Genomic DNA, 24,783 nt, shown 5'->3' with positions numbered 1-24,783 from the left:
TCCGACCGGGCGACGAACCGGGCCACCTTGTTGTTGGTGATGAGCGGCCCCTGAGGCCCGGACTGCGCCATGACCGAGCGCAGCACACCGAGGAGGGCGGCCTGCTCGAAGCACATGACTCAGTTGACCTTCAGTGGCTGCGTACCGGAGCGCGCTTGATCGGACCATCGCGGTGCCGCCATGCCAGGCCAGGCTGTCACGTTGGCGTCGTGAACCTGAACTTTGCACGGGCCAGTTGTCTGCGTGCGCTGTTGTGGTCGACTGGAATCAGGTTCTGGGTGTTGAGTGAGGGGAACTGAGCATCTTCTGCGGCCCCTGAGCGCCGGGGAGATGACAGCGGGAGGATGGGCGGGTGCTGTCCCGGGCCCGGGGCCTGACTCATGATATTTCTGACCGAAGTGTCCCGCTGTCACAGTGTTGGCCTTTGGCCGGGGATAGTGCGTTGTCGGTACCGGACTGGCGGGGCGTGTCCCGATAGGGGCCTGCCGATCGCTGTGGCGTCCTCACGATTCTGACCGTCCGACGCGGCACGGTACCGGCAACGCGACATGTCATAGGACCGGGAAGGGATCGGGTATGGCGAACTCGACCATGTCCAGTACGTTGCCTGCTCCGAAGTCCCACCGTCGTCGCCCCGCGGGGGAGGTGGTGCTGGGCGTGGATACGCACCGCGATGCCCATGTGGCTTCGGTGCTTTCCTTGACGGGGGCGGTGCTGGCCACTGACGAGTTCCGTGCCACCGCTGCCGGATACCGGGATCTGCTGAAGTGGGCGAGGAAGTCGGGAACCGTGCGGCGGGCCGCGCGGGTCGACCCGCGCACTCAGGACTACTACGAGCGCCGGATCAAGGAGGGCAAGACGCGGCGCGAAATCGTCCGCTGCCTCAAACGCTACGCGGCCCGGGAGGTCTTCCACCTGGTAAAACAGCTGCAGCCAGCACCCCGCTCATAGGGGCTGTCGTGACAGATGAGAGGCTCAGACGGGTGAGCGAGACACCACCGAACACCCTGCAATACCGCTTTGACGGGCCAGAAGACGCTCCGGTCCTGATCTTGGGTCCCTCACTGGGTACCACATGGCACAGGTTGTAGAGACCGTCCGTGGGCGTCCAGGTCAGTCCAAGATGAGCGCGTAATGCCAGGTCAGGGCGTTCTGGTCCGGGGGAGTCGACGCAGTCGGTGATAGGCGTGTGAGAGCGGCGTGCGACGAGAAGCCCCGCAGGTGCGGACCGGCGGGGCTTCTGAGTAGGTGGGATCCAGTGTCCGTCGTGGGCGCCGTTGCACTCGGGTTCTCCTCTCTCGAGCCCCCGAAGCAAGGACGCCGTGACGACACGCGTCTTACGGTCGACGCGCAGCATCCGACCCGGGAACTCTTCGCGACCAATCAGGTTGTAGCCTTCACGTCTGCAAAGCGCAATGCCTGTGGAAGCGTCCGCGGCACTGTTTGTTCCCCCCGATGTCGCGCGGCTCGCGTGGAGCGACCGCGACGGCATTGCCGGAGGCGACGGTCGCCAGCCTGCCACACGTCACCGCGGAGGACTTTGCCCGCTTCACCGCGCGGCCGCATTGCTCCGCCGGCCTTGTAGCGGGTGGCATCCCTACACGTCGCCCGCTGTCGAACGCTGCCCGCAACCCGGGACCTGGCCTGGAACGTCAGGGCAGTTGTGCCACAGTGCGGTCCGGTCCGCTTCCTGTAGGCGCTCGCTATAGGGGCTCATGACACGACGAAGCCCCGCCGGGGCTCGGCGGGGCTTCTGTGCGCAGGGGCTACGACGGAGTGCAGCGGCTGGTGTGGGCACCGTTGTACTCCGGCTCTCCGCTTTCGAGCACGCGGAGCAAGGACGCAGTGACGACACGCGTGGTACGTCCGATGCGTAGCACGCGGCACGGGAACTCTCCGCGACGCACGAGGTCGTAGCCCTTCGCCCGAGAGAACCCCAACGCCCTGGAAGCGTCTTCCACGCTGCCCGTTCCGTCCCAGGTGGCGCGGATGTGTGTAGGGCTGTAACGGGTGCCTTGCACCTCGTTGGTTTGTCCGTGCAATTCGGATTCTCCAGTTGCTAAGGCGGTGCGGCTTGCGCGCAGCTGATGGGGTTTGAAGCTGCTGAAAACGTCTGGCGCCAATGCCTGTGGCAGGGCCAGTGGATCACGGTGCCGACCCGGAAATTGATCAAAACAGCAAGTGACGTAAGTGAGGTGACCCCGCCTTGCGCGCTTAGGTTGATGCCGATGAGCAGACCACCCCGCTGCAGGTCAACTTCATTCCCGGGTGCACTCGGGATGTGATAGAAACCGGTCCCCTGCGGCGGGGGAGGTGGGGATGCTGCTACGCGCATCGCGGGATCTTGAGCGCCCATGCCACCTGTTCCACAGGAGCTCTGTGGCAGCGCAGAGAGCTGACAGCCGCGCGACTATTTGAATTGACAGCCGTCTTGGCGATTCCTTTCGACGTAGGTGCAGGTAGCGGCGGTGGATCATCAATGATCCGGGGAAACGCCGGTTTGGCTAACCGGCGATCTCGTGCTATGTTGCTTCGCTTCGAAGCATGCCCGCGCAATGTGCGTCCGCTCGTGTAGTCGACTGTCGCAGCGCTGGCCCCGCTACCGCTCCGGCCTTCCACTGCTCGTCGGCAATGACACCGACGCCTATGCCTGGACCAATTCCAGAAGCCATCCCACATCTCAACGGCGCAGCACAGGTGCACGTGTTGGCGGCGCATTCCGCCCGAGTCACTGCATGATCTCAGCTGGTGTACAGTCCACCGACTTATCGCTGGTCGCAAGGGAGTTGGGGGACCTCTCGGTGATCGAATTGAAGATCCCGGAGATCTACTGGGACGACGAGGCCGCCGTGAGCCTGCTGGTTGAGTACTTCACCCGACGACGCTCACGCGGTGACCTGTTCTATTCCGGCGCACGCTTCGAGCGCCTGGGCGGGGGCGGGGACGCCGAGCACGTCGCGGACTCCTTCGACAGCAACGACCTGGTGGCCATCACCACGCTCAGTGTGTCCCTCGAGCCGCACGGGGCGATGAACTTGCTGACCGACCCTGAGGGGCACTGGGCGCGTCTGCTGTCGCTCATCCCTCGTGACGCGCGCTTGGAGAATCCTGGAAGCGATGCGCTCATGGAGGAGGGTGGACCCGCATGGGAGTTGTGGGAACGCCTGGCCGGCACCAAGCAGTACCCCGGCAAACGCGACGGCAGCGGCCCGGTTGTCGCAGGCAAATTGCTGGCCCGCAAAGCGGCCGCACCTCATCCCCATCTACGACATCCGCATCAAGCAACTGTTCGAGCGGTCGAAGACGGACCAACCCTTCTGGACCGCGCTGGCTGCGACCCTGCGGGTGGACAACGGTGCCTTCCATGATCAGTTGGTCCATCTCCGCGATCAGGCGGCTATCGGTGAGGACATCGGCGTCCTGCGTGTGTTCGACGTCGTCGCCTGGATGCACCAAGGCCGGCAGGGTCAGGTCGCGAGGAGCTGAGCTCGGAGGTGGAGCGTGGCGGGGAGGCGCATGCGGAGGCCGATGGGGCACCGAGGGCGGGCGACGCTGAGCGCTTGGGCAGGAGTTCTGGCACCAGGTGACGCAGCGAGGGGCGGTCAGCGGTGGCTGATATATCACGCCTCACGCTTCCTGCGGCACGAGAAGTGCTCGGGCAACCCTTCGGGTCCTCGGAGGCTTGCGGGCTGACCGCAGCCGAAGCGGCAGAGCGGGATCACTTGACCCGACGCATCCACCGGAACCCTGGCGTCCTCGGTTTCCCGTGGGCGGGACTCAAGGACGATCGCGCGGCTGCCACGTCTTTGCTTCGGTTCAGCCCGCTCCTCCGAAGCCGGACGGTCCTCGGTGCACCTGTCGCGCCGGTCCCCCTGTCGTACGGATGGCTGGCGCTCCTTGTCGTCCAGGGCGGGCCCGTTCGCCTCAAGGTACTGCTGCCACTGCTGTGCGGGGAGCCAACCGTGGTGGCCGCCCCGTTGGAACGGGATCCGCTCACCGGCCGCAGCTTCCACGATGAACCGGGTGAGGGTCAGGCCGCCTTCCCCTGTGAAGGCGCTCGACTGATGGGCGGGCATCAGGACGCGGTGCCAGCCCCCGCAGTACCCGGCGTCGGTGGGGTTCTCCGGGTCGTAGGGCTTCTCCGGGCACCGGGTGAGCGCGCCGTTTTGGCTGCACTGGCCCTCCTCCAGGACGAAGTTGCCGTCCTGGACCGCGATGGGGTTCTTCTGCACGCGGATGACGGAGGCCGGCAGGTTGGGCGTGCGGACGTAAGGGACGGTGCCGATGCCTGCGTGGTCGGGGTCGGCGAAGTCCCAGACCGACTGAATACCGCCGCGGCGTCGGAACCTCTCCCGTGCACGCATTCCGCGGGCTGTCTGGGCGCTCAGCTGAGGCTCGTAGCCCAGGACGATGCCGTTGGCGCCGTTGATGCGTACATCGAGGCGCGCGTGCCCGTCGGCGGTCTGCGACTCGATGTCGGCGTGGAAGCCGTGATCTTCGGAGTCTTTCGCGACGCGTTCCTTGCGGGCGAGGTGCTCGTCGGACTCGTGGCTGATGGGCTTCTCCCCGGGTTTCCGGTAGTGGGAGGCAAGCCATACGCCGTCACGCTGGACGAGGTACATGGGGACGCGCCGGCCGCGGAGATCCCGGCAGTCGGGGCAGATGAGCCCGCGCTTTTCGACGGGGACACGTCCTCGCATGCGCAGGAGCACGTTCAGGAGGTCTTGGCCTTGCGGGACGCCGAGGTCGGGGCGGTCCAGGTCGAGGTTGCGGCCGGCCGGTTCGTAGAAGACGGGGTTGCGGAAGAGGTCTTCGTCGCTGTCGATCTGAATGTCGTCGTCCATTGGTGCTCCCCGCAGCCGCCACGAGTAGGACTCACAACGCTACGGGGAGGGTCTGACAATCGGGGCTGTCCTGCGGAAACAGGGCGTACTGGGAGACACGGGGGCAGTGGGCCTACAGCGGTCAGGTCCGCACAGCTCGCAGCGCTTCCTCCGGATCTTCTACTCGTGTCCGACTCGCTGATCGAACGGATCGGTCCGGCGGGCGCCCTGACGGTTCGCTATTCGCTTCGCGTCCTTGCTCCTTTCAAGGCGGCGACTCCGCTCCGCTGGGGCGAGGGCACTGATCGCCGAACAGGATGTTCGGACCGAACCGAGCGACCTGACGATTTTGCCGTTAGGTCCGAGACCATGGCCTGCCCTCGGCCGAGCGCGAACATGGTCAATCGAGGTGGCCGGCGGCACCTCTTCCTCTCGCTACGGCTTCGAACTGCAGGCGGAAGAGGGGAGGGAGGGGGCCGCTAGCCGCCCGTTCTTCAGCTGCGTGGACGGGCGGCCAAGCACTTAGAAGGCACGTGCTCTATCCACTGAGCTACGGGGGCTGACCTGCGCAAACGCAGTCTTCCAGGCGCTCGTCCCGCGATCCTGTGGGACGTATGTGGGATCTGGGCGATCCCTGGGAGCCGTGGGACGACGGGTTCCTCGCGGCGACCCGGAGGTAGCTTCTCACACCGTCTTCACTCTCCCGAAGCCCCTCGCGGAAACAATCCTGCCCCGGCTCGGCGTTGACGATCTCCGAGCCGAGGAGGGGAAGGTGTCGGGCCTGAAGCTGTTCCGCACGGATACGACGAATAGCGGCGTGACCGAGGTCACGCCGCGTCTTGCTGAGGTCGAGGCAGATGTGCAGGGCCTTGTCGAGGCGCATATGGAGACGCTGTTGGGCGTCCGGTTCCTGGCGAGCGAGTACGGCACTGGGCCAGTCCACGGGGGTCGAATCGATTCGCTCGGGCTGGACGAGAACGGGTCGCCCGTCATTGTCGAGTACAAGCGCGGTGTCGACGCCGGCGTCATTAACCAGGGCCTGTTCTACCTGGCCTGGCTGATGGACCATCGCGCCGAGTTCGAGCACCTGGTCCGCGACCGGCTCGGGGTGACGGCCGCGTCCCAGGTCCTGTGGAGCGGCCCTCGACTGATCTGTATCGCCGGTGACTTCACGCGCTACGACGTGCATGCCGTGCGTGAGCACCGGAGGTCGATCGACCTGGTCCGCTACCGACTCTTCGGCAGCGACCTGCTCGGGCTTGAGACCGTGGCGTCCGTGAGCGGCGGCCTGCAGGTGGCACGCCGGGCGCGCCGCCAGGGGATTGCCCGGGCGGCTGCCGACGTCCAGGGCGGGTCGATGGTGGAGCTGGCGAGCGCGGTCGATGAGGCGCTGCTCGGGCTTGGGGACGGTGTGAACCGTGTCGAGCGCAAGCAGTACCGGGCGTATCAGCGGTTGCGGAACTTCGCCTGCCTCTGCCCGCCGCAGCGCAGCAAGCTGCTGGTCTACCTGAAGGTTGACCCGCAGGACGTCGACCTGGTTCCGGGATTCACTCGTGACGTGTCCGGTCTCGGTCACCACGGGACGGGTGATCTGGAGGTGCAGCTGCGTACGCCGAAGGACGTGGAGCGGGCGCAGGATCTGTTCCGGGCCAGCTACGCGGCGGCGTGATCGCCTGCCGGCCTCTGGCTGCTCTGTGGTCGTGGGGTGATGCCTTTCGACGTGAGAGTAGGGCGTGGCGGTGGACTACCAATGATGCGCGGGATCGCCGGTTTGGCTAACCGGCGATCCCGCGCTATGTTGCCCCGCTCTTTGGCACCGATGATCAGCGTGAACGGCTGGCAGCGGGGTTGGCCGCGACTGCGGGAGCGACCGGCGGGCTGGTGATGAGGCTCGTCCTGCGTTCGGGGCTGGCCGGCTGTGGGCGGCGAAGGCCGGTTCCATGGGCGAGGGTCCCGGAGAGATCGGCCAGCAGCGAACTCGGGGTGTGCCGGGACGCGGTGACGGCCCAGGTGGGCCGGTCACAGTCGGGACCGGCCCAGACCGTCCAGGTGGCCAGATTCTGGCTCGGGTGCTGGGCGGTGAAGGCGTCGAACTGGACGCCCGCGTCTCCGCCGGGGGACGTCCAGCGGATCCATCGCCCGTCCACGGTGTGCTTCCATCCGGCGTCGGAGAGGGGCTGCGTGGCCGCGGTGACCATCTTCTCGTCCACCGGGGCACCGATGGCCGTGTCCCAGCCGTCGCCGTAGGCGAGGTGATTCAGAAGCTCCTCTATCACCGGGGCGGGGGTTGCGCCGGTCGCGGTGAGGACCCACATGCGGTCGGAGACGGGTGTCTCGTAGGCGGCCACGGTCCACGCTGTTTCATGAGCGGGTGTTTCGTGGACGCGCTCGATGCGCAGGGTCTGGGACTCGTGGATCGCGTGGGTGGTCTCGTCCGACCAGGTCCGCCACTTCTCCCATTCGCTGTGGGAGTTGATGAACGCGTCGAGGAGGGCGTCGTGGTCGCCTGCGTCGGCCAGGTAGGCCGGGACGATCTCCGGCTTCTGGCGCGCCGGTTCGGGCGTGGCTGCGGGGAGGGCGAGTGGGGCGCGGGCTTCGGCGGCGGCGCGTTCGGTGTCGGTCAGGGGCGCCGGGCCGGGGCGCATCTCTGAGCCGTGGACCTTCTCGAAGGCGAGCATGGCCCCAGCGGGTGAGTCGAAGGTGTCGGCAACCTGGCGCAGGTGGTCTTCACCGTGGAGGTAGACGGACTTGCCGTTGCGGCCGAGGTAGGTGCCGACCGCGACGGTGGTGTGGCCGTCGTGGGCGTGGGCGTGGATGAGGAGCTGGCCGTGGCGGATGTCGTCGTGGATCTTCTGCGCCTGATTGGAGACCTCGCGGATTTCGCTGCGGGTGCACCAGGGCATGGGGTAGTTCGCCCAGGTCCATTCCTCGTCCATGGCCTTCTGGAGCCGAGGGGTGATCTCGACGGTGATGCCTTCGGCGGCCAGGTGCTTGGCCGCGTCCTTGGCCCAGTAGGGCTCCTCGTGGTCGATGCGGACCAGGACCAGGGTGTTGTCGGCGACGACGGTCCAGTCGGCTGCTTCCAGGCCCAGGTGAGCAACGTGTGCCTGGGTGCCGGTCAGGACGGCGGTCACGGCGCTGGGATGGGTGGGGTGGGTGTCGAGGCATACGTGGGCGTCGATGGTGGGAGTCATGTGGGTGTCGTCTCTGGCGGTGGCCGGGCCTTCGGGTCCGGCCACCCGCGTATGCGGGGTGCTATCGGGTTGCTCGCGCGGTGCGGGCGGTGTGCGCGGCTGTGGTGGTCGGTGGGCCGGTGCGGGTGGTGGGCGCGGGTCTCGGTCGTGGCGTCGGGACTGCTCCGGTGGCGTGCTGCCAGCGGGTGCGGATGGCGCCTATGTCGGCGAGGGAGCGGCGGGCGCCGACGACGAGTTGGAACGGGGTGTTCGCCGGGTCGCCGGCGTACGCCTCGATGCGCCGGCCGGTGTAATCGGCGTTGGCCAGGAGGGAACGCTTCAGGGCGCGCTCGCCCCAGTGCTCCACGGAACCAGCCGGGTCTGCCAGCATGCGCAGCACTTCGCCCGGTTCACTGCCGCCGTTCAGCAGGCCGCGCTGTTGGGCCTCCCACAGGACGGTGACGGGATCGACGGGCTCGCGGCGCCGGGCCAGGGCGGTCAGGCATTGCCACAGGCCGGCGTGCAGGGGCAGGTGGAAGTCGTCGGGGAGCAGCCACCGGACGGACTCGATGTCGGTGGGGTGGGCGGTGGCGGTCGCGAGTAGCAGTTGCTCCTCCTCGACCGCCTCGGCGTAGTCGGGCGCGAGGGCCGGCGGTGGTGCCGCAGTGCGGGGCAGGACGCCGGCGCGCGGGGGGAAGCGGCTCGCGATGTCGTCCACCACCGCGGCGAGGGCGTCGGCTGCGGCGAGCACCGTCTGGACGGGGTGAGGGAGGGAGGCGTCGTGGACCGTCTGGACGAGATGTTCGGCGGCACTCTGCAGACGGCGGCGGGCGCGTTCGGCCTCGACCATTCGCGCGTAGGCCGGTGCGTGGCGGGGCCAGGGGCAGACCTGGATGAGGGTGTGCAGGTAGGAGGCGGTCAGCCCGCGCGCCTGCTCGCGTCCCGTGGCGAGCACCTGGTTGAGCCAGTTGGTGTTCTTCGCGTGCTCGGCGGGGTCGGGCGGCGGCAGGGTGCTGATCGCGGCGAACAGGGCGGCATGTGCGGCGGTGGAGAACGAGTCGGCGGTGATGCCGGTCACGTCGCCGAGACGGTGCGGATCGAGGAGGAGGGCACCGAGGAGGGCTTGCTCGGCGTAGCGCACGGGTTGCGGCGGATGAGTGTCGGGCAGGTCGTCGAGGTCGTCATCCTCGTACGGGTCGGTGGGGTGGGGCATTTAGGCGGCCAGGGTGAAGTCGTCGGGGGTGAGGGTCTTGCCCAGGTGCGGGGCCAGCAGGTGGGCTGCGAGCCGGGGCGGGACGGCGTTGCCGATCTGGCTGAAGATCTGGCCTTTGTTGCCTTGCCACGGGTAGTCGGCGGGGAAGGACTGCAGGAGGCCGGCTTCCTGGGCGGTGATCCGGATCGGGTCCGGTGCCGGTGAGTTGCCGTTCGGGTCGTGTGTGGGTTCGGCGACCCAGGTGCACTCGTTCGCGCGGTGTCCGAAGAACAAGGTGCCGGCGGGTTCGTCCACGCTGCGGATGGTGGCGTTGGCCTGGTTGTTGCTGCGCAGCGACCAGGACCAGCGGTGCTCCGCGGAGGTGGGCGCCGGTGCCGGGCGGTTCGCCAGGGGACCCTGCCGGTGTGCCCGGCTAGTACCGTCGCGATGGCGTCGCAGGACGTTCTCCGGGCCGGGTTGTGGTGTCCAGGTGCCGCGGTTGCGGGCGTCGATGAGGGTCTTGCGTGAGCCGGACGGGAATGGCTCGGGTCCTCCTCCGGGGCCGCCGCCGGCGCACACGGTCGGCACCGGTCGGTCGGTGGCGCCCCAGCCGAGGGCCTCGGCCATGGACACCCACCGGGCGCGGCCCGGGCCGAACAGGCTCTCCGGCTCGGCGGTCTTGGCGTGCGTGGGCGGGGGAGGTTCGGCGGTACGGGTGCGTGACGCGAGCAGGATCGCCCGCCTTCTCGTCTGGGGGACGCCGTAGTCGGCGGCGTTGAGGATCCCGGCCCATACCGAGTAACCCCAGGTGCGCAGGATCGCTGCGTACTGCTTCCACAGGGGCAGGACATCCGGCACTTCCTCCATCGCGACCCAGTCGGGCTCGCCGACCGTGTTGAGGGCGTGCAGGTAGCGCATCGGCTCGGCTGCGAGCAGGGAGCGCTCGTCACGGCACGCGGCGAGGAGGCGTTCGCGGGTGTCACGTCCGGCGGCCAGGTCCTCGACCGCCGCGTGCACCAGCGGCTGGTCCAATAGGCCGAGGCGTTTGCCGGCCATGCTCCACGCCTGGCACGGCGGTGAGGCGATCAGCCCGCGCGTGCGGCCGATGAAGGGCCATGTCGGATACATCGCCACGTCGGTCCGGACGGTCAACTGCCCGGCAGCGGCACGGGTTTTGCATGCCCACGTGTCCCATTCCAGACCGACGTCGCGCACGCCGAGGACGCCCAGTGCTCTGCTCCAGCCGCCCGGCCCCGCGAAGAGGTCAAGTATCACGTGGCAAGCCCGAAGTCGTCCTGCGTGAGTGCATCCGCATCTCCGCGGCATGCCCAGGGCGAGCAGCCGCCCTCGACGCCGTTCTCCAGCGCGTCGGCCTCGTCCGCATCGATGCGCAGAGCGGCTCGTTCCGCGGCGGTGACGTGGTCGATCGGCGCCTGGCTCAGCGGGACGCGAGAGCGGTGCAAGAAAGCCTCGCCGAGCAGTCGGCTGCCCGCCGCGTTGGCGCGGGCATTGCCTTGTCGGATGGCCGTGTCGAATTCAACGACGTCCGCCCACTCGGACGGCGATGTGTCCCTGATATGCCTCCACTGCGCATTTCCGTGGAACGGACATCCCAGGCAGCTTGATTTCGGAGTATCGGCAAGCCCGAGCGAGGTCAGGTAACGAACGCAGTCGGCCCTGCTCCAGGAGAGGTCCAGAAGAGGATGCCGGTTGCGCATGTACTTGACGTCTGCGTCCTTGGCGCGGTGGAATTCGTCCGTGGAGATTCCCACCCACTGCTCGACGAAGACATCCTTCGGGATGCGTGCGGGATAGGGATATCCGAGAAGTTCGCGGACCTTTTTCTTGATCGGCTTGATTTTATATTCCCCAGTGCACTGCCGCCTGGTCATCCCCTGCTTTCCGTCCTGATTGAGGACGTAGAGGGGCATGGAGGCGAACCGGTGTGCCGGGTCGAGCGCATCATTTCGGATGTTGCCCGAGGAGACTCGAAGGATGGGTATTCCGGCCGGGGCTGCGATTTCCCGTTCCAGGCGGTCGAGGTGTTGGTAGACGGCGCGGGGTTCCCAGCCGGTGTCGGCGAAGATGGCGTAATCGGCCTTGGGGAGCACTCCGTTGGCGGAGAGGGCAAGCATGGCGCTGGATTGGACGCCGGCGCCAAGCGAAATGCAGATGAGGGTGGGAGAGGCGTGAATCAAGATTTCCTTGCATGAACGAGGAGACGGCAGCCGCTGGGGGAGCGGGCAGCGCTGTCAGCGCCGTGCGCGGGCGGTGTTGACCGCAGTGGGGACGGGCACGGGGCGGGCCGCCGACAGGCTGATGCGCAGGGGGGAATCGATGACAGCGCTGAGGGCCGAGATTCCGGGGGCGGTCAGACGTGCGCGGTCGCGTGGCGGCCCGCCTCGGAAGAACGGGGGTGCGGACCCGGGCTCGCGGGTCACCAGACCTTGGGATTCCAGGTGGCGCAGCATCTCGCCGTCTACACCCACGTCGTGGCAATAGGCGCGCTGATGCCCGTCGTACTCGGTGACGGTGATGTTGCCGCGGGCCACGTCGAGCAGCACGCCGCGATGGGCTTCTTCAATGCCGGGGACGGTGGCGTCGGTGCGGGCTCTGCGGGGCAGCCTGCCGGCGATGTGGATGGCGGACTCGACGACGGTGAGGGGCGCAAGCGCGGTGAGTTCGCGGGCCAGCCGCATGTACTGGCCGAACCCGCGCCGGGGGTCGGGGGGCTCGTGCTGCGCACCGTCGGGGGCCAGACGTGCTGCGCGGCGGTGAGGTAGCGAGTGGCTCCGCCGGTCAGGTAGGCAATCTGCTTCAGTCGTACCACGGCGCTGGTCACCGATTCGATGGCGGGCAGGGGCTGCTGCCGGACCGCTTTGATGCAGGCGAGGGCCTCGCGCTCCAGACGGCGGGCGGAGGCCGCGTAGGCATCCGGCTCGCACTGAGGGGTGCGGCCGAAGACCAGGATGTCGAGCCTGTCGTTGTGCCGGGTGTAGAGGTCGGCAAGCGCCAGCAGCCGCGCCACGGGGGTCAGCGGCTGGGGCACGTCCACGTCGAACAGGGGGGTGTGATCGGGGTCGGGCGATGTCGTCATCAGGGGGAGGACTTCAGGGGCGAGCGGGCTGGCGGTCAGGGCTGGCGCGGGGCTGCTGGGCGGGAGGTGGCGTTGGCGCGGTGTCTCCGCCGGCCGGGCGCGGCTCGGTCAGGTAGCGGCGGGCGTCGGACAACGCGCGGAAGGCATCGGCACGGTGCGCGCCGAGGTGCCTGTGGACGTCGATCGCGTCGAGTCGCTTTTGCAGCGTCGTGTGTGCGCTGCTCTTGCACAGGGTGACGACGAGGGCCAGGGCTTGGGCGTAGTGGGCGGTCGCGCGGCCGAGGTGCCCGGCTGCCTGGCTGAGCGGCTCGGCCCGAGCCTGGTCTGCGGCGTCGGCGTGGTCGTAGAACAGGCAGTACTGGGTTTCGCCGGTCACTCGGGAGGTGATGCGGCACAGCAGGTCGATGTGCCGCATCACGTTGAACAGACCAACCGCGTCACCGGTGATGCGGTGGTCGTGCAGGTCGGCGAGGACGGCGTCGAGGGCCTCCTCCAGCGTCATGTCGTCGAGGTCGTGCGGTTCGTAGGCGTGCAGGGGCTCCTGGTGGGGAAGTGGGTCGGGCGTCCGGAGGCTGCATGCGCGGCGGCGCGGTCAGTGGCGCGGGGTGTTTGGGGCGCTGGGGGCTGAGGTGTAATGCCGCGGCGGAGCGGGTGGCCACAGTTGGGTTGCCGAGGGCGGGAAGCTGGCCCGGGAGAGGTGGTTGAGGACGGCCAGTCCCTTGCCGGTCAGTGCCAGGCGTTGTCCGAGGAGGGAGGCGGGGTGGGCGGTGTGGTCGCGGTAGGCCAGGCCCTTGCGTTCCAGGGCGTGCCACGTTGTGATCGCGATGTGCGACGAGGTCTGGGTGTCCACATACTGCGGGCCGTTGTCCCGTTGCCGGACTCGGCTGGGTGTCCGTGCCAGAACCCGGAGGGCGGCGCGCTGTTGCCAGGTCAGTCGGCGCGCGATGGCCGACAGTTCGGGTGTGGAGAACGGCGGTTCGGCAGGACCGGGGGGCAGGGGGACGCTGAGCTCCGGGTAATGAGACGGCGGGTTGGGTGGGGTGGCGCTGGTCATCGCGTGCGTCCCGCTGTTTGCTTCGTCGCTGGGGGCGTCACGGCCGTTGCTCGGGCGGGGGCCGTGGTGGGCTTGTGCTGGGCGAGGGCCCGGTGGCCTGCGGCGGTGACGTTCAGGCGCTGGCCCTGGTGCAGGGACGTGGTGGTGTCCACCGCGACGAGTCCTCGCTTGATCAGGGCGTTGAGGGTGGCGACGTTCACGGTGGCCCGGTCCTTGTCGATGGCCCGGAGCACGCCGTACCGGCTGATCACGTGACGGCTGCCGCCCCCTGCGGACAGCCGGGCGAGGACGGCACACTGACTGTCCGTGATCTTCGGCGCCGGTGTCGCCTGGTTCTGTTCGGCGTGCTGCTTCAGGTCTCGGGTGATGCCGCTGGCGAGGTAGTAGCAGCCGGTGTGGGCCAGGTTGAGCTGATGGGCGGCGTCGGTGAGGTGCTTCGCCATGGCGGGGGTCGCCTCCGCATGCCGTGCCTTGGCCACGGCTGCTTCATCGGCCGGCGGGCCGGGGAACGCCGCGCCCTCCAGGGGGTTGGCCTCCAGCGCGCAAGCCAGGTCGGATGCGGCGAGACTGGCGGCTAGGACGACGGAGGCGAGCGCCTCCAGGGACGGGCGGCTGCCGGGTACCGCGGTGTACTGGCTGCCATCGAGGGCGGCGAGGCGTTCCATGGCCCGTTGGACCAGCTGGTTCGTGGTCACGATCTTCGACGTGAGCTGCTGGCGGGCCTCGGTGCCGGGTGCCAAGGTGAGCGAGCGGATCTCGCTGTGCAAGTCCTCGAAGTCGCTGCCGAGTTGCCGCAGGCGGGAGATCTCGATTTGAAGGTCGATCTGGCGGATGGTGCTGCTCCGGGTGAGAGGGACGGTGGTCAGCGGCTGCGCCGCTTGCCCGGTGTGGTGGAGGGCGGAGAGAGGGCGGCGCCGGGGCGGGGCGGCGCCGGTGGGATGTCCTGCAGGGTGGCGATGCCGAGGTCGATGCGCACGCTGATGCCGTCGGCGTGGAGGTGGGCCTCGGTCTGCACCACGCTGCTGACGACGGCCCGTTCACTGAGGCCGGCCGCAAGCGCGTACAGCGAGCCGTCTGCTGAGGGTGTAAAGCGGTGCCGGGCAAGGACGGCGCGTGCTCGGTCCGTGGCCGCGGTCGCGGTGACCGCGTGGTCGGTGAAGCGGATGCTCACGTCGGGCTGGGCGGCCGGGATTGCGCCGTGCTGGCGCGTGGTCCAGGCGAGGTCGACGAAGTCCATGGTGTGCGCGAGCAGCCCGTAGGCCGCGACACCGGCGCGCTCGTGCGCGTCCTCGGCAGTCTCGGGTGGCAGGAGATAGAGGGTGCGGCCCTGGTGCTCGCGGGCGGTGAACCCCGCCCCGGTCAGGATGCGGGAGGCATTGCGGATAGGGCGGTTGAGGACGACGAAGGTCCATCCATCGCCGGTCGAGCCGATGAAGACATCGGAATCGTCGATGAGAGCCATGGTGCTCCGGATGGTTGGGAGGTGAGCGCGAGCCGGCGAGTGGGGCGCAGCCGGGTTACGCGGCCGTGCCGAAGCCGCCTTGCCGGTGCGCATGTTTGGCGACCGCGCGGATGGTGATGTCCGTGGGGGCCCGGTTTGAGGCCGCAAAGCACGGGGTGGATCGAGCCGTTGAGCGGGTCGCGGTCAGCGCGCCTTTGGCGCACGGGCGCTCGTCGTGGAGTTGGGCGGGACCGGACTGGACGCAGTACTGGCGGGTGACGGAGCAGGCGAGTGCGTGGTCGTGATGCCGGGGCCGACGAGCGCGCGGTCGATGAGCTGCTCGTCCTCGCGCCGGGCGGCGGCCGAGGCCAGGCGCCCTGACAGGTGCTGTGTCAGCGAGCGGTATGTAGTACGGGCACGGTCCATTTCGTCGGCGGCGCGTCGCAGGTTGTCGCGGCTGGCCGCGGGGTTGGGGTCGGCGTCCTCGTACAGCAGGATCTCGGTGCGGCTGTTGATGGCGAGCGTGCACAGGGTGGCGGCCAGAGAGACCTGCGCGCAGGCACCAGCCAGTTGGGCCAGGTTCTGGCGGCCGTCCTTGATGGCGGCGTACTGGCTGATGGACAGGTCGTGCAGCTGCTGCGTGCACTGCATCGCCAGCTGCTGCGTGCGCCGAGCGACGGGGGCGATCTCCCGGACGGGCTTGAGGATCTCTCCCTCGCGGACCTTTCGTACGTCGTCGCGCAGGGTTTCCAGCGCGGGTGCCACCTGGCCGAGGAGGCGGGTCTGCTCGGCCAAGTCGATGATCTGCAAGAAGAACTCCGCGATGGAGAAGGGACGGACGTGGTGTCGGGGGACTGGGGTGCGGGCGGCGTGTGTCACGCCGCTGGTCCGAAGTCGGCCTGGGTGGGTGCGTGCTTCGCGACGGCGCGGGCGGTGATGGCCTTCGATGCGCGGGCGGACGCCGCCGACAGGTCCGCTGCGCCGGGCTCCAGGTACCACGGGCGCAGGTCGAGCATGGCGGCCCGCATGCCGGTGGCGAAGCACAGGGCGGTGCCCTTGGGCAGGGCGCGGATCGCGTCGGGGGGCAGGATCCGTTCCTGCCGCATTGACACGGAGGTCGACTTGCCGGACTCCGAGTGTGAGGTTGAGGTGGTCTCGACATCGTGGTCGCCGATCAAGCGGCTGAGCTTGTCGGCGAAGTCAGGGTCGTCGATACCGCTGCCGATGACCTTCACAGTCGAGGCGGACCACATGGCGTCCATGCCGGCGTCACCCCAGACTTTCTGGCCCTGGCGGTAGGACTGCAGGATCGTGATGGGGATGATCCCGCGCGAGCCGAGGTGGGAGTACAGGTCCGGCAGGTCGCTGATCTTGCACACGTTGGCGGCCTCGTCGAGGATCGCCAGCATGGGCGGGTCGAGGCGTCCGCCGGCGCGCTCGGCTTGGGCGGTCGCGGCTCGCATCACCGCGTCCGCGCACGCCGCGATCAGCGCGGAGGCGCCGCCGCCTCCGTCTTTGCTGAGCAGGAAGAGCGTGTCGGTGGAGGTGACGAACTGCGCCGGCTGGAATTCGGGGACGTCCTTCTGCGGCGTCACCCAGGCCGCGATCTCAGAGTTGAGCAGCGCGGCGGCGTACTGGCGGGCGGTCTCGTAGATGCCGTCGCGGGTCTCGGGAGGTCCCTCGACGGTGCCCTTGAGCTGGGCGGCGACGGCGGTGAAACCGTGATCACGGAGGATGTCGAGCGGGGTCCGGTCGGCCGGGAAGGCGAGCCACTGCATGATGTCGGTGATCGGTCGCTCGTCGAGAGCCGCGGCCAGGAGCAGCTGGGACAGGATGTTGCTGCCGGCCTTGGACCAGAAGTCGCCCTGCTGGGACGCATCGACGCTCGCGGCGAGGAAGTGGCCGGCCAGCCGGTTCGCCCCGTCCAGGGTGGTCGCGCTGGCCAGGGGGTTCCACCACATCTCGCGGGCAGCATGGGCGATCTGCTGCGGGTCCATGGTCCACACCTGTCCCGCCTTCGCCCGCGCTTCGTAGGCCGTGGTGAAGGCATCGCCGGCGGCCTTGTTGCTGGTGAGCAGCACCGGTCCGGGGGCGTGCAGGATGGAGGGGATCGCGAGCGAGGTCGTCTTGCCGGACCGGGGCGCCATGATCGCGACGGCGACGTCCTCGAACCCCATGCGCACCTCGTGCTTGGTGCCCTGCAGGTTGCCCAGGAGGATGCCGGTGTCCTTCGCGTCGATGTTCTTGGCGTCCTTCAGACTCGGCCGCAGGGAGCGGGCCTTGTCGGTGATCGCCCTGGCCATCAGGGGCTCGATGTCCCGGGCCTTGGCCATGTCTGTGATCTTCTGTTTCCGGCCTCCGCTGCGGCTCGTGTGCCGGGCCCATACGACGCCTACCGCTACCCCGAGGGTCAGGAGCAGAAGGACGGGAACGATGCGGGCGCCGATCAGCAGGGACGTTTCTCCCGTGCGGGGCCAGACCTGCTCGGGGTGGAGCAGGGCGGCGGTCGGCTGGTAGGGCACCCAGTCGGCTCCGGTGAGGTAGGCGGTGATGTTGCCCGACAGCCAGGCGAAGTGGGCGAGGGGGACGACGATCGCGAGTACGCCGAGGAGGAGGCGCAGAACGAGGTCGTATCCGTCGGTGGAACTGTTCGAGGAGGAGGAAGGGGGCAAGGGCTACGTGCTTCCTGGCGGGACGGAGGGGATCAGCGGCTGCGGCCGTTCTTGACCGGCGGAGGCGCCGAGGGCATCGGTTTGGTCGACGGGACGGTGATCCAGGCGGGATCACCGCCGCCGACGGGGTGGTGCGGGGCGATGACGTCGACCTCGACGGTCTCGGGAGTCGGCGGCATGTTCACTTCCGTGCCGCAATCCGCCGGGCGGGTGCGGGGACCGGTATGGGGGCCAGAGGCGAACGGGCCTTGCGAGCGGCGGAGTTGATCTCCCGGAGTGCCTTGCCGTGGGTGGCCCAGTCATCGAGGTAGCTCCACGATTCGGCGTGATGCTCGGCGAGGGCGTCGTCGAAGTCGGTTGTGCCGGGTTTGGCGGTGGTGGGGAGGGCGTCTCGGGTCTCCAGCCACTGCTCGTGCAGTTCGTCGAGCCGGTCGAGGGCGTCGCGCAGGACGCCCAACTGGTAGACCCAGCGGCTCTGCACCGTGTTCTCCGTCAGCTGGGCCAGCTGTGTCTCGGCGGTGGCCAGCAGGTGACGGGCGCCGTAGCGGAGTGGCTCGAACGCCTCGGCGGTGTCGGCGTCGCGCTGGCTCGCGCGCATGCCGTAGGCGTGGTCGTCGTGGGGCCAGCCGTCGAGGTCGGTGTGCTCGTCGGAGTAGGAGTCCCAGGCGTCGAGGATCTTCTTGCTGTCCCTCACGTAGCGGTCGAGGTGGCGGAGGAAGTCGCGGTGTGCGTGGTGGTCGGTGGAGATGAGGTGGAGTCCTGTCGGTTCAGCGGCGAGCGGCCGGCTGGGCTGGGCCGACGTTCGCCGGGGTCGTCGCGGGTTTCGTCTGCTGCCGGCGGGAGGAGCGTGCCTGCGCGCGGAGGGACGTGAGGCGCGTGGCGTGGGCGTCGACCACCTGCTGTGGGCGCAGTGGGCTGGGCTCCTGCACGGCGCTGTAGTGGCCGGTGCGGTCGTACATGCCGCGCTGGAGCGGGCTACGGTCGGCCAGTGCGGTGAGGAACGATCCGACCAGGTGGGCGGGGGTGCGCTCGTCGAAGTAGGCGTGCCAGATGCGCGGGCCGTGGAACTCTCCGTGGCCGGGCTCACGGGTCTCGACGTGCCAGGACGGCCGGTCGTGGAACTCGCTCAACGGGCGCAGTTCGATGTGACACATGGAGTCCGGCGAGCGCGCTGTGCCGTCTGAGTCGCGGTGCCACCCCGCCGAGGTCACCGGTTGCCACGGGTCCGGCTGCTGTTGCGGCGGGACGATGAGGGCGTCCGTGAAGCCGGCGAGGACCTCGGCGGGCACGAGTTCGCCGAACTCGGCGTACCAGCCAGGCTCGGTGTCGGTGGGCTCCGCCCGCAGCCGCCACCACGCGGAGGTGGTGGACTGCGGGTCGAACTGGAGGCGGTGGCGCAGGTCGGGGCTGCGCAGGACGATCTCGGCACTCAGGGGGTCGGAGACGGCGCTCCATCCGGCGGCAGCCAGGCCGTGGGTGACGTGACGGGCGTCTCCGGGGCCGGCGAGATGGCGGGGGCTGGTGTCGAAGGGGATCTGCCAGGCGTGCTTGTCGGCGAACGCGGCGAGCTGCCGTTCGCTCAGGGGCACCGGGCACTCCCCCGCTCGCTTGTGCCGGCGCTGCCGTACAGGTCGCGGAGGTCGTCCAGGACGTAGTGGAGGGCGTGCTGGTCGGCCTGCTCCCACGCGGCCGTGCGCAACTCGGTGATCAGAAGGTCTACCTGCGCGGTGCGCGGGACGTCCGGGTGCTCCTGCAGGGCACGCGCGAGGGCGCGCAGGGTGTCGGCGAGCTGAACGGGCAGGCCCGTGTACTCATCGAAAAGGGGCTCGACGAGGGCGAGGGCCTCGACGGGGTCAGGGTTCTCGCGCAGGTAGTCGGTGAGGTCCGACAGGGTCTCGGTCGCGGCGTGGATGGTGTCCGGAGTGAGTGCGGGCATCGGGCTCCTTGGGACGGGGGCGTCGGATCAGCGGCGGGTCCGGGCGCCGCCGGCGTGGGTATAGGGACGGGCGGTGGTGCGTGGCCGTGTGCTTCGGGCGCTGTTGCGGGCCCAGGTGGCGGCGCGGGCGGCCGTGATCCGGGCCTGTTGCCACGCGCTGAGCTGGGAGGGCGTGACGGAGACCGACCAGGTGCGGATCTGTGCGCTGTGCGGGACGCGCCCGCGCGGGCGCATCACGGGATCCGGGTTGGCGAGTTCGGCCGAGAAGGCTTGCACCAGGTGCATCGGGGTGTTGGGCGTGAAGTTGGCCGTCCATCCGTTGCCCTGCTTGTCCTTCGCTCCGGTCCACCACAGCGCCGTGCCGTCCGAGCTGTGGTGGTACTGCATCCACGCGGTACCGTCGGGGCTGGTCGCGGTGTAGTGCTCGCCCTCGAAACGGGTGTGCCAGTTCTGCTGCTCCAACGGTGCCCAGACGTTGGGAGCGTGGGCGGAGCGGGGTCGGGTGAGGGCGTCGGTCAGGCCCGCGACGATCTCTACCGGGGTCTGCCGGCCCAGGTGCGCCGACCACTCGCCGTTGGGGCCGTCCGCTTGGCCGTGGATGGTCCACCCGCCGGGAAGGACGTAGGGGTCGTAGGCGACACGGACGGTGCGATCCGGGCTCTCCATGAGCAGAGGGCTATTCGTCTTGGACTTGTCCCGCCATCCCGAGGCGCGCAGGAACTCCGAGATGTGCCGGACGTCGCCGCCGCCGGCGAGGGCGCGGGGCTGGACGAGGTAGTGCTGCTCGGCCTGCTCGCCTGGCCCCCAGCCCTGCCATTGCTTCTTCTTCACCGGTGCCGCCGGACGACGAGCGGTGCCGGTGCCGGGGGCTTCGCCGCGGTGGTGGCGGGCTGGGTGCCGACGTGCTGCAGGGTGTCCTTGTGTTCGTCCAGGTCGAGGGTGATGTCGTGCAGTTCGTTCGAGGCGCGGCCCAGGGCAAGCCACACCTCTGCGGGGAGGGCGCCTCGTTCGGCCTGGTCCTTGGCGAACACGCTGCCGGTGGCGACGAGGTGGGTGATGCCGCCGAGGACTCCGGCGTCCGGGTCGAGGACGCGGGCGATGACCTGCGCGGCCTGGGGCGGGGGGAGCTGAGCGAGGTGGTCGGCGAGTTGGCCGAGCTGGCGGGTGATCTCGTCGGCCAGTCTCACCGGGTAGGGGGCGGGGTGGGTCATGCTCCTCCGGGTCGGTGGACGGTCAGTGGTGGTGGCGGTGGCCGACGCGCTGCGTCTCGGCGAGGACGGCCTCCGGGCGGGCGCCGGCCAGCGGGGAGGCGCGGTCTGGGCCGGTCGGGATGCAGGCGCGCAGGTAGCGGCGGAACAGGGCTGTTGCGAGTCGGGGCTTGAGCCGGTGGCTGATCGGTGGGGGTGTACGGGGTGTTACTGGTTCCTCCGGGAATCGAGCGGGGCGGGGCGTGGCCCCGGCGCGGTGCCGGGGCCACCCGGGCGTCCTACGGAGTGCGTCGGGCCGGTGCGGGGCCCGAAGGGCAGGGGGTCGGTGCCGGGCTCTGCACGGCGAGGCGAGCTGCGCGGGTGCGGGCCTCATGCACGGACTGTCGGTAGGTGGCTTCGTCGAAGACGTCGGGCGTGCAGTTGACCTCGTACCCGGCCAGGAGCAGGGCGGGGATGGCACGGGTCGCCAGGCGCTTCTGTTTGTCGGCACCGAGGTGTTCGGGCACGGTGTGCCAGATGGAGAGCGGCGCGCCCATGGGGTATTCGTGGCGTTCCAGGCCGAGCTGTTCCAGCAGGTCGTGGATCTTGGCGGGGGCGCCGGAGGGGGTGTCGGCGTGGATGGTGGTCGTCAGGGCCTTGATGTAGATCTCGACGTCCGTGCCGTACTCGTCAGCCAGGTTGGCCATGTATTTCTCTCCGGGATCAACGGCGGCAGGATGCCGAGGGCTGGGCGGTGCTCGGCGGCGGTGTGGGGGCCGCCGGCTGCGGAACGCGGGCGGCGTGGTTGCGGGCGCGCAAGATCACGTGCGCAGCCTGGCTCAGGGAACTGGCGGTGTCCCCGAGCCATGCGAGGGGTTCGGGTTCCTCTCCAGGGGCAGCCCCTTGGAGGTCACTGGCGGCGATCCAGGCCCGGACGACCACTTCCCTGGTGAGGGGCAGCAGCCCGTTGACCGGGGCGGCGATCTCGGTCAGCACCTCGGCCACCGCACTGCTGGTCCTGGCGGCCGAGGCCCGCTCGGCGAGCTGGGCGAGGTAGCGAAGGGCCGCGTCATGTTCGCTGTCCGGCGTGGCCAGCGCGTTCAGAGCGGGGTCGAGGTGGACGCTGTGACCGGCGGCGAACAGGGCGTGCGAGGCGGTGGTCGCCTTGAGGCGCTGCTGCTCGACGGGCAGGCCGTGGGGGAGCCGGTGGTAGTCCCCGCGCGGTCCAGGAGCGGAGAGGAACCCGCCGGTTCGCTGGAGGATGTCCGCCGCCTTCTCGGTGCCGCCGATGGCGACGACCAGGCCGGTGCGGGGGTCCTTGGTGATGGTGACGTACTCCAGCACCCAGAAGTCGGGCTCCTTGAACGTCATCGAGTCCGGGTGGCCGGCCTACGGGGGCCGGCGGGAACCGGCGGTGTGGAAGCCGGGGCGGAGGTGGGCGCGATCCGGCCTGCGGGGTGCTGGAGGGCGGTGCCGATGCCGAGCGCGTCCAGCTGCGGGCCGATCTCGCGCAGGGCGCGGGCCTGAGCCTGGGTGTCGTCGCCGTCCAGGCGGTAGATGCCGCTCTGCGGGTCCTGGACGAAGCCGTTGGCGACGAGGATCGTGCTGGCCCGGTCGTCGATGGGGGCGGTGGCGACGCTGCCGTCCGGCTGCCAGGTCAGGACGACCCGGTCCGGCTGGGAGGGCTGGATGCCGCCCAGGGCGTTGTGCCGGACCTGGGCGAGCGCGCTGTCGTAGCGGGCGAGCAGGTCGCTGGCTATCTGCTCGGCGCTCAGGAACGGGTCGTCCGCCAGGGCGATGCCGTTGGGTTCGGGGACGGCGCGGTATGCCTCGTCGGGCAGGGCGCGGGGGGCGACGGCGGCGATGAGGAAGCCGTCGCGTTCGTCGTGCCGGTCCAGAAGGACGAGCTGGGCGCCGTCGGGGCGGCTGAGGACGGCTGCCTGCCGAAGCGGGTGCTCGGCGAGGGAGGCGGCGACCAGGTCCAGGTCCCAGATGCGGTCGGCCAGTTCGGCGAGGTCGTCTTTGGCCTCCGGCGGGAGGTGAGTGCTGGTCCAGGTGTCGGGGAGTTCGCCGGCGAGGACGTCGGCGTATGAGGCGAGGCGCTCGGAGGTGTCGTGGTCGTTCATGGTGTCCTTGGGCGAGGTGGGGGTCAGCGGCGCAGTCCGGCGGCTACCGGTGGCGGCGGGGCCGGGAGCGTGCGCGGTGGGGGCGGGCAGGCGCACACGGCGGAGCGTTCGCGTTCGGTGGCGGGGACCTCCCCGGTGCAGGTGCTGCGGCCGGGGTGCGGGGCGTGCCGGTCGGCGAGGGTGTTGCGGGTGTCGGCGAGGTCGGTGCGCATGATGTGGAGGTGCTCGTCGGCGAGGTAGCGCAGCCGCCGGGCGATGTAGGGGTCGGCCGCTTGGCCGAGCCCGTCGTGGAAGTCGGCGGTGGCGGTGAGGACATCGCCCAGAGCGGCGAGGACGCCGTCGTGGGCGGCCGTCAACTCGGTCAGGGCGTCGGCCGCCTCTTCCGTGGTGGTGGCCTGGCGAATGCGCTCGGCGAGGTGGGCGACGGAGGAGCCCAGCGGCAGGTAACTGGCGGGGCGGTAGTCGGTGTCGAAGTCTGTGTCGCAGTCGACGTGGTATCCGGCGGCCCGGAGGCGGGCGACGGCGTCGATGGCGAGATCGGACTCGTCGTCCTTGGTGAGGCCGGTGGGGGCGCGGTGGTAGGTCTCGTGGACGCGGACCACGGCGATGAAACCCGCGCGCTGTAGGACGCTGTGCGCCTCGGAGTCCCCGCCGCGGGCGATGAGTTCGTCGGAGTGCGGGTCTCACGGCGGATGTCCAGGAAGCGGTCGGCAAGGGGCAAAGAGACGTTTCTCCTACGGCGATCGGTGGCCGGTGCGCCGAGCGGCGGGCGGTACGGCGGCGACCCGGGGCTGGACCAGCTGCGCGGCGGTACTGTCCAGGTCCTGCTGGATGGCGTGGAGGCGGCGGGCGATCAGCTCCAGACGGTGCGCCGCGTCGGTGCCGGCGGCGCCGGGCTGTCGGGCGATCCGGTGCGCGGTGTGCTCGACGAGTCCGCGGACCGTGGCCAGCGGACCGGCCTGCTCGTCGGCGAGCTGCGTGAGGACGCGCGCGAGCTGGGCCGATGCCGTGGGTGCCGTGCGGATGGCTGGCCGCGCCGTGGGGCCGGTGCGAACGGGGATCAGGTGGAGGTCCTGCTCGATGCGGCGTGCCTCGTCCGACAGGCGCCGCAGGATGTCCGTGGGCGGGGCGTGCCACGCGCCGTCGAGGTGGATCAGGTTGGCGATCAGGTCGAGGCGTCCGGGCTGGGCCTGAACGGCGATCCACCGGCAGCCGTGCTCCTTGCCCGGAATCTCGATGCCGGCGGCCCGGGCGAGCCGGTGGGCTGTTTCGGCCCACTCGGGGCCGGTCAGCTCCCGGTCGTCCGGGTGAAGCCGGAGGTCGAGGTGGAGGATCGCCCGCCGGTCGTCGTCCGGGCTGGCTGCGAACGGGTGCTCCAGGTACGGGTCTTCAAGGTGCTCGGCCCACTGGACGGTGGTCCAGGTCTTCTGCTCGTCGTCCAGTGTGAAGTAATCCAGGCCCGGCCAGTGGGCGACGACCGTGTACTCCGTCAGGCCCTCATTCGGCGAAACTGGCCGCCCCAGCGCCTCGGCGAGCGGGCCGTGCGGCGTGTGGGTCCGCTCGTGCAGGCGGGGAATCACCGGCCGCCCCGGACGTCGGCGATGTGCACCAACTGGTTGAGGGCGGTGGTGGTGTACCAGCCGCAGTCGATCAGCTCGTCACGGCCCGCGTACCGCGGCAGGAGCGCGTCTTCCATGGCCCGCAGGTGGATCAGGCAGTCCGGGCAGCGGCGCGAGAGGTGCACGAGGTAGCGGGGGTGGCCGGTGACGTAGGACTGGGCGCCGCCGGTCGCATCACGCAGCCGCCACCCGTCCTCGTCGGTCGGCGTGTGCCAGGACGGGGCGACGACGCGCATCGCGTCGCCCCACAGTTCCCCGCCGGCCACTCCTTTCAGGACGACGACGGTGTCGCCGGCCTGGAAGTGCTGGTGCGTGATGTCCCGGGTGGGGGTGAGCGGGTCGGGCGTGGGCGCGAAGGCCGAAGTGGGCTGGGGCTGGGACATGGGTTCCTTCCACGCGATCGGGTGCGGGGTGGGAGGAACAATGGTCCGGAGGAACGCCGGTTTGGCTAACCGGCGTTTCC

29 protein-coding genes are annotated in these 24,783 nt (G+C 69.7%); 4 read left to right on the top strand and 25 right to left on the bottom strand.

The annotated features are described in order from the left end of the window. Nucleotides 1-576 precede the first annotated feature (576 nt). Nucleotides 577-951, top strand: a complete 375-nt coding sequence (locus tag OO68_RS47390) for a hypothetical protein (protein WP_033306560.1) — start codon at nt 577-579, stop codon at nt 949-951. An 815-nt stretch (nt 952-1,766) separates the two neighbouring features. On the opposite strand, the gene OO68_RS48675 is transcribed toward OO68_RS47390, so the two are convergent. Further along, a complete protein-coding gene (locus OO68_RS48675) occupies nt 1,767-1,961 on the bottom strand; it encodes a helix-turn-helix transcriptional regulator (protein WP_276329121.1) in 195 nt (64 codons plus the stop codon). Between the two features lie 840 nt (nt 1,962-2,801). On the opposite strand from OO68_RS48675, the gene OO68_RS42065 reads away from it, so the two are divergent. After that, the gene (locus OO68_RS42065) at nt 2,802-3,368 is read left to right on the top strand and encodes a DUF6308 family protein (protein ID WP_245236903.1); all 567 of its coding nucleotides are present in this window, start codon (nt 2,802-2,804) and stop codon (nt 3,366-3,368) included. Beyond that, nucleotides 3,256-3,486, top strand: a complete 231-nt coding sequence (locus tag OO68_RS47380) for a DUF6308 family protein (protein WP_245236902.1) — start codon at nt 3,256-3,258, stop codon at nt 3,484-3,486. The genes OO68_RS42065 and OO68_RS47380 overlap by 113 nt, the downstream gene beginning before the upstream one ends. 134 nt (nt 3,487-3,620) lie before the next feature. Here the strand turns inward: OO68_RS47380 and OO68_RS03210 are convergent, their stop codons facing one another. Then, entirely contained in the window at nt 3,621-4,844 is a 1,224-nt protein-coding gene (locus tag OO68_RS03210; RefSeq protein WP_033306559.1) for a hypothetical protein, read from the bottom strand. A gap of 751 nt (nt 4,845-5,595) precedes the next feature. Between OO68_RS03210 and OO68_RS03205 the strand changes: the two genes are divergently transcribed. Further along, nucleotides 5,596-6,492, top strand: coding sequence for a DUF5655 domain-containing protein (locus tag OO68_RS03205; protein WP_033306558.1), 897 nt, complete (start codon nt 5,596-5,598; stop codon nt 6,490-6,492). 154 nt (nt 6,493-6,646) lie between these two features. On the opposite strand, the gene OO68_RS03200 is transcribed toward OO68_RS03205, so the two are convergent. The 23 genes from OO68_RS03200 to OO68_RS03095 form a co-directional block, all read right to left on the bottom strand. Then, nucleotides 6,647-8,017, bottom strand: coding sequence for an SPDY domain-containing protein (locus tag OO68_RS03200; protein WP_033306557.1), 1,371 nt, complete (start codon nt 8,015-8,017; stop codon nt 6,647-6,649). A gap of 61 nt (nt 8,018-8,078) precedes the next feature. Beyond that, nucleotides 8,079-9,209, bottom strand: a complete 1,131-nt coding sequence (locus OO68_RS03195; RefSeq protein ID WP_078625153.1) for a DnaB-like helicase N-terminal domain-containing protein — start codon at nt 9,207-9,209, stop codon at nt 8,079-8,081. Beyond that, a complete protein-coding gene (locus tag OO68_RS03190) occupies nt 9,210-10,463 on the bottom strand; it encodes a DNA cytosine methyltransferase (RefSeq protein WP_033306556.1) in 1,254 nt (417 codons plus the stop codon). Further along, nucleotides 10,460-11,323, bottom strand: coding sequence for an adenine nucleotide alpha hydrolase family protein (locus OO68_RS03185; protein ID WP_209442536.1), 864 nt, complete (start codon nt 11,321-11,323; stop codon nt 10,460-10,462). Before OO68_RS03185 ends, OO68_RS03190 begins: the two co-directional genes overlap by 4 nt. Nucleotides 11,324-11,440: 117 nt before the next feature. Beyond that, nucleotides 11,441-11,887 (bottom strand): hypothetical protein, encoded by a 447-nt coding sequence (locus tag OO68_RS03180; protein WP_033306555.1) that lies wholly within the window; start codon nt 11,885-11,887, stop codon nt 11,441-11,443. A gap of 411 nt (nt 11,888-12,298) precedes the next feature. Next, a complete protein-coding gene (locus OO68_RS42935; protein WP_051814337.1) occupies nt 12,299-12,787 on the bottom strand; it encodes a hypothetical protein in 489 nt (162 codons plus the stop codon). Nucleotides 12,788-12,877: 90 nt separating this feature from the next. Next, nucleotides 12,878-13,339: a hypothetical protein gene (locus OO68_RS46125; RefSeq protein ID WP_157852667.1), complete on the bottom strand. Its 462-nt coding sequence runs from the start codon at nt 13,337-13,339 to the stop codon at nt 12,878-12,880. Further along, entirely contained in the window at nt 13,336-14,106 is a 771-nt protein-coding gene (locus tag OO68_RS03165) for a hypothetical protein (protein WP_051814335.1), read from the bottom strand. The genes OO68_RS46125 and OO68_RS03165 overlap by 4 nt, the downstream gene beginning before the upstream one ends. A 95-nt stretch (nt 14,107-14,201) precedes the next feature. Continuing rightward, on the bottom strand, nt 14,202-14,801 hold the full coding sequence (locus OO68_RS03160; RefSeq protein ID WP_033306553.1) for a hypothetical protein: 600 nt from the start codon (nt 14,799-14,801) through the stop codon (nt 14,202-14,204). A gap of 183 nt (nt 14,802-14,984) precedes the next feature. Then, entirely contained in the window at nt 14,985-15,590 is a 606-nt protein-coding gene (locus OO68_RS42930; RefSeq protein WP_157852666.1) for a hypothetical protein, read from the bottom strand. 65 nt (nt 15,591-15,655) lie between these two features. Continuing rightward, nucleotides 15,656-17,452 (bottom strand): type IV secretory system conjugative DNA transfer family protein, encoded by a 1,797-nt coding sequence (locus OO68_RS03150; protein ID WP_033306552.1) that lies wholly within the window; start codon nt 17,450-17,452, stop codon nt 15,656-15,658. Nucleotides 17,453-17,484: 32 nt separating this feature from the next. Next, nucleotides 17,485-17,631 carry a hypothetical protein gene (locus tag OO68_RS46120; RefSeq protein ID WP_157852665.1) on the bottom strand — a complete coding sequence of 49 codons (147 nt, stop codon included), beginning with the start codon at nt 17,629-17,631 and terminating at the stop codon, nt 17,485-17,487. Nucleotides 17,632-17,633: 2 nt separating this feature from the next. Then, nucleotides 17,634-18,146 carry a hypothetical protein gene (locus tag OO68_RS03145; protein WP_209442535.1) on the bottom strand — a complete coding sequence of 171 codons (513 nt, stop codon included), beginning with the start codon at nt 18,144-18,146 and terminating at the stop codon, nt 17,634-17,636. A gap of 73 nt (nt 18,147-18,219) precedes the next feature. Continuing rightward, entirely contained in the window at nt 18,220-19,041 is an 822-nt protein-coding gene (locus OO68_RS03140) for an SPDY domain-containing protein (RefSeq protein WP_033306551.1), read from the bottom strand. Further along, a complete protein-coding gene (locus OO68_RS03135) occupies nt 19,032-19,388 on the bottom strand; it encodes a hypothetical protein (protein WP_033306550.1) in 357 nt (118 codons plus the stop codon). The genes OO68_RS03140 and OO68_RS03135 overlap by 10 nt, the downstream gene beginning before the upstream one ends. A 27-nt stretch (nt 19,389-19,415) precedes the next feature. Then, complete coding sequence (locus OO68_RS03130) at nt 19,416-20,219, bottom strand: SPDY domain-containing protein (RefSeq protein WP_033306549.1); 804 nt, start codon at nt 20,217-20,219, stop codon at nt 19,416-19,418. Further along, nucleotides 20,216-20,599, bottom strand: coding sequence for a hypothetical protein (locus tag OO68_RS03125; RefSeq protein ID WP_033306548.1), 384 nt, complete (start codon nt 20,597-20,599; stop codon nt 20,216-20,218). Before OO68_RS03125 ends, OO68_RS03130 begins: the two co-directional genes overlap by 4 nt. 275 nt (nt 20,600-20,874) lie before the next feature. Then, entirely contained in the window at nt 20,875-21,282 is a 408-nt protein-coding gene (locus OO68_RS03120; RefSeq protein ID WP_033306547.1) for a hypothetical protein, read from the bottom strand. 16 nt (nt 21,283-21,298) lie between these two features. Further along, a complete protein-coding gene (locus OO68_RS03115) occupies nt 21,299-21,946 on the bottom strand; it encodes a hypothetical protein (protein WP_033306546.1) in 648 nt (215 codons plus the stop codon). After that, complete coding sequence (locus OO68_RS03110; RefSeq protein ID WP_033306545.1) at nt 21,943-22,701, bottom strand: hypothetical protein; 759 nt, start codon at nt 22,699-22,701, stop codon at nt 21,943-21,945. Before OO68_RS03110 ends, OO68_RS03115 begins: the two co-directional genes overlap by 4 nt. A 23-nt stretch (nt 22,702-22,724) precedes the next feature. Next, the gene (locus OO68_RS42060; RefSeq protein ID WP_245236890.1) at nt 22,725-23,303 is read right to left on the bottom strand and encodes a hypothetical protein; all 579 of its coding nucleotides are present in this window, start codon (nt 23,301-23,303) and stop codon (nt 22,725-22,727) included. A gap of 132 nt (nt 23,304-23,435) precedes the next feature. Next, complete coding sequence (locus tag OO68_RS03100) at nt 23,436-24,281, bottom strand: hypothetical protein (protein ID WP_033306544.1); 846 nt, start codon at nt 24,279-24,281, stop codon at nt 23,436-23,438. Next, complete coding sequence (locus OO68_RS03095) at nt 24,278-24,703, bottom strand: hypothetical protein (RefSeq protein WP_033306543.1); 426 nt, start codon at nt 24,701-24,703, stop codon at nt 24,278-24,280. Before OO68_RS03095 ends, OO68_RS03100 begins: the two co-directional genes overlap by 4 nt. Nucleotides 24,704-24,783: the final 80 nt, after the last annotated feature.

Source organism: Streptomyces iakyrus, from assembly GCF_000717055.1.
Lineage (GTDB): Bacteria > Actinomycetota > Actinomycetes > Streptomycetales > Streptomycetaceae > Streptomyces > Streptomyces iakyrus.
This window is presented reverse-complemented; position numbering and strand designations above follow the sequence as displayed.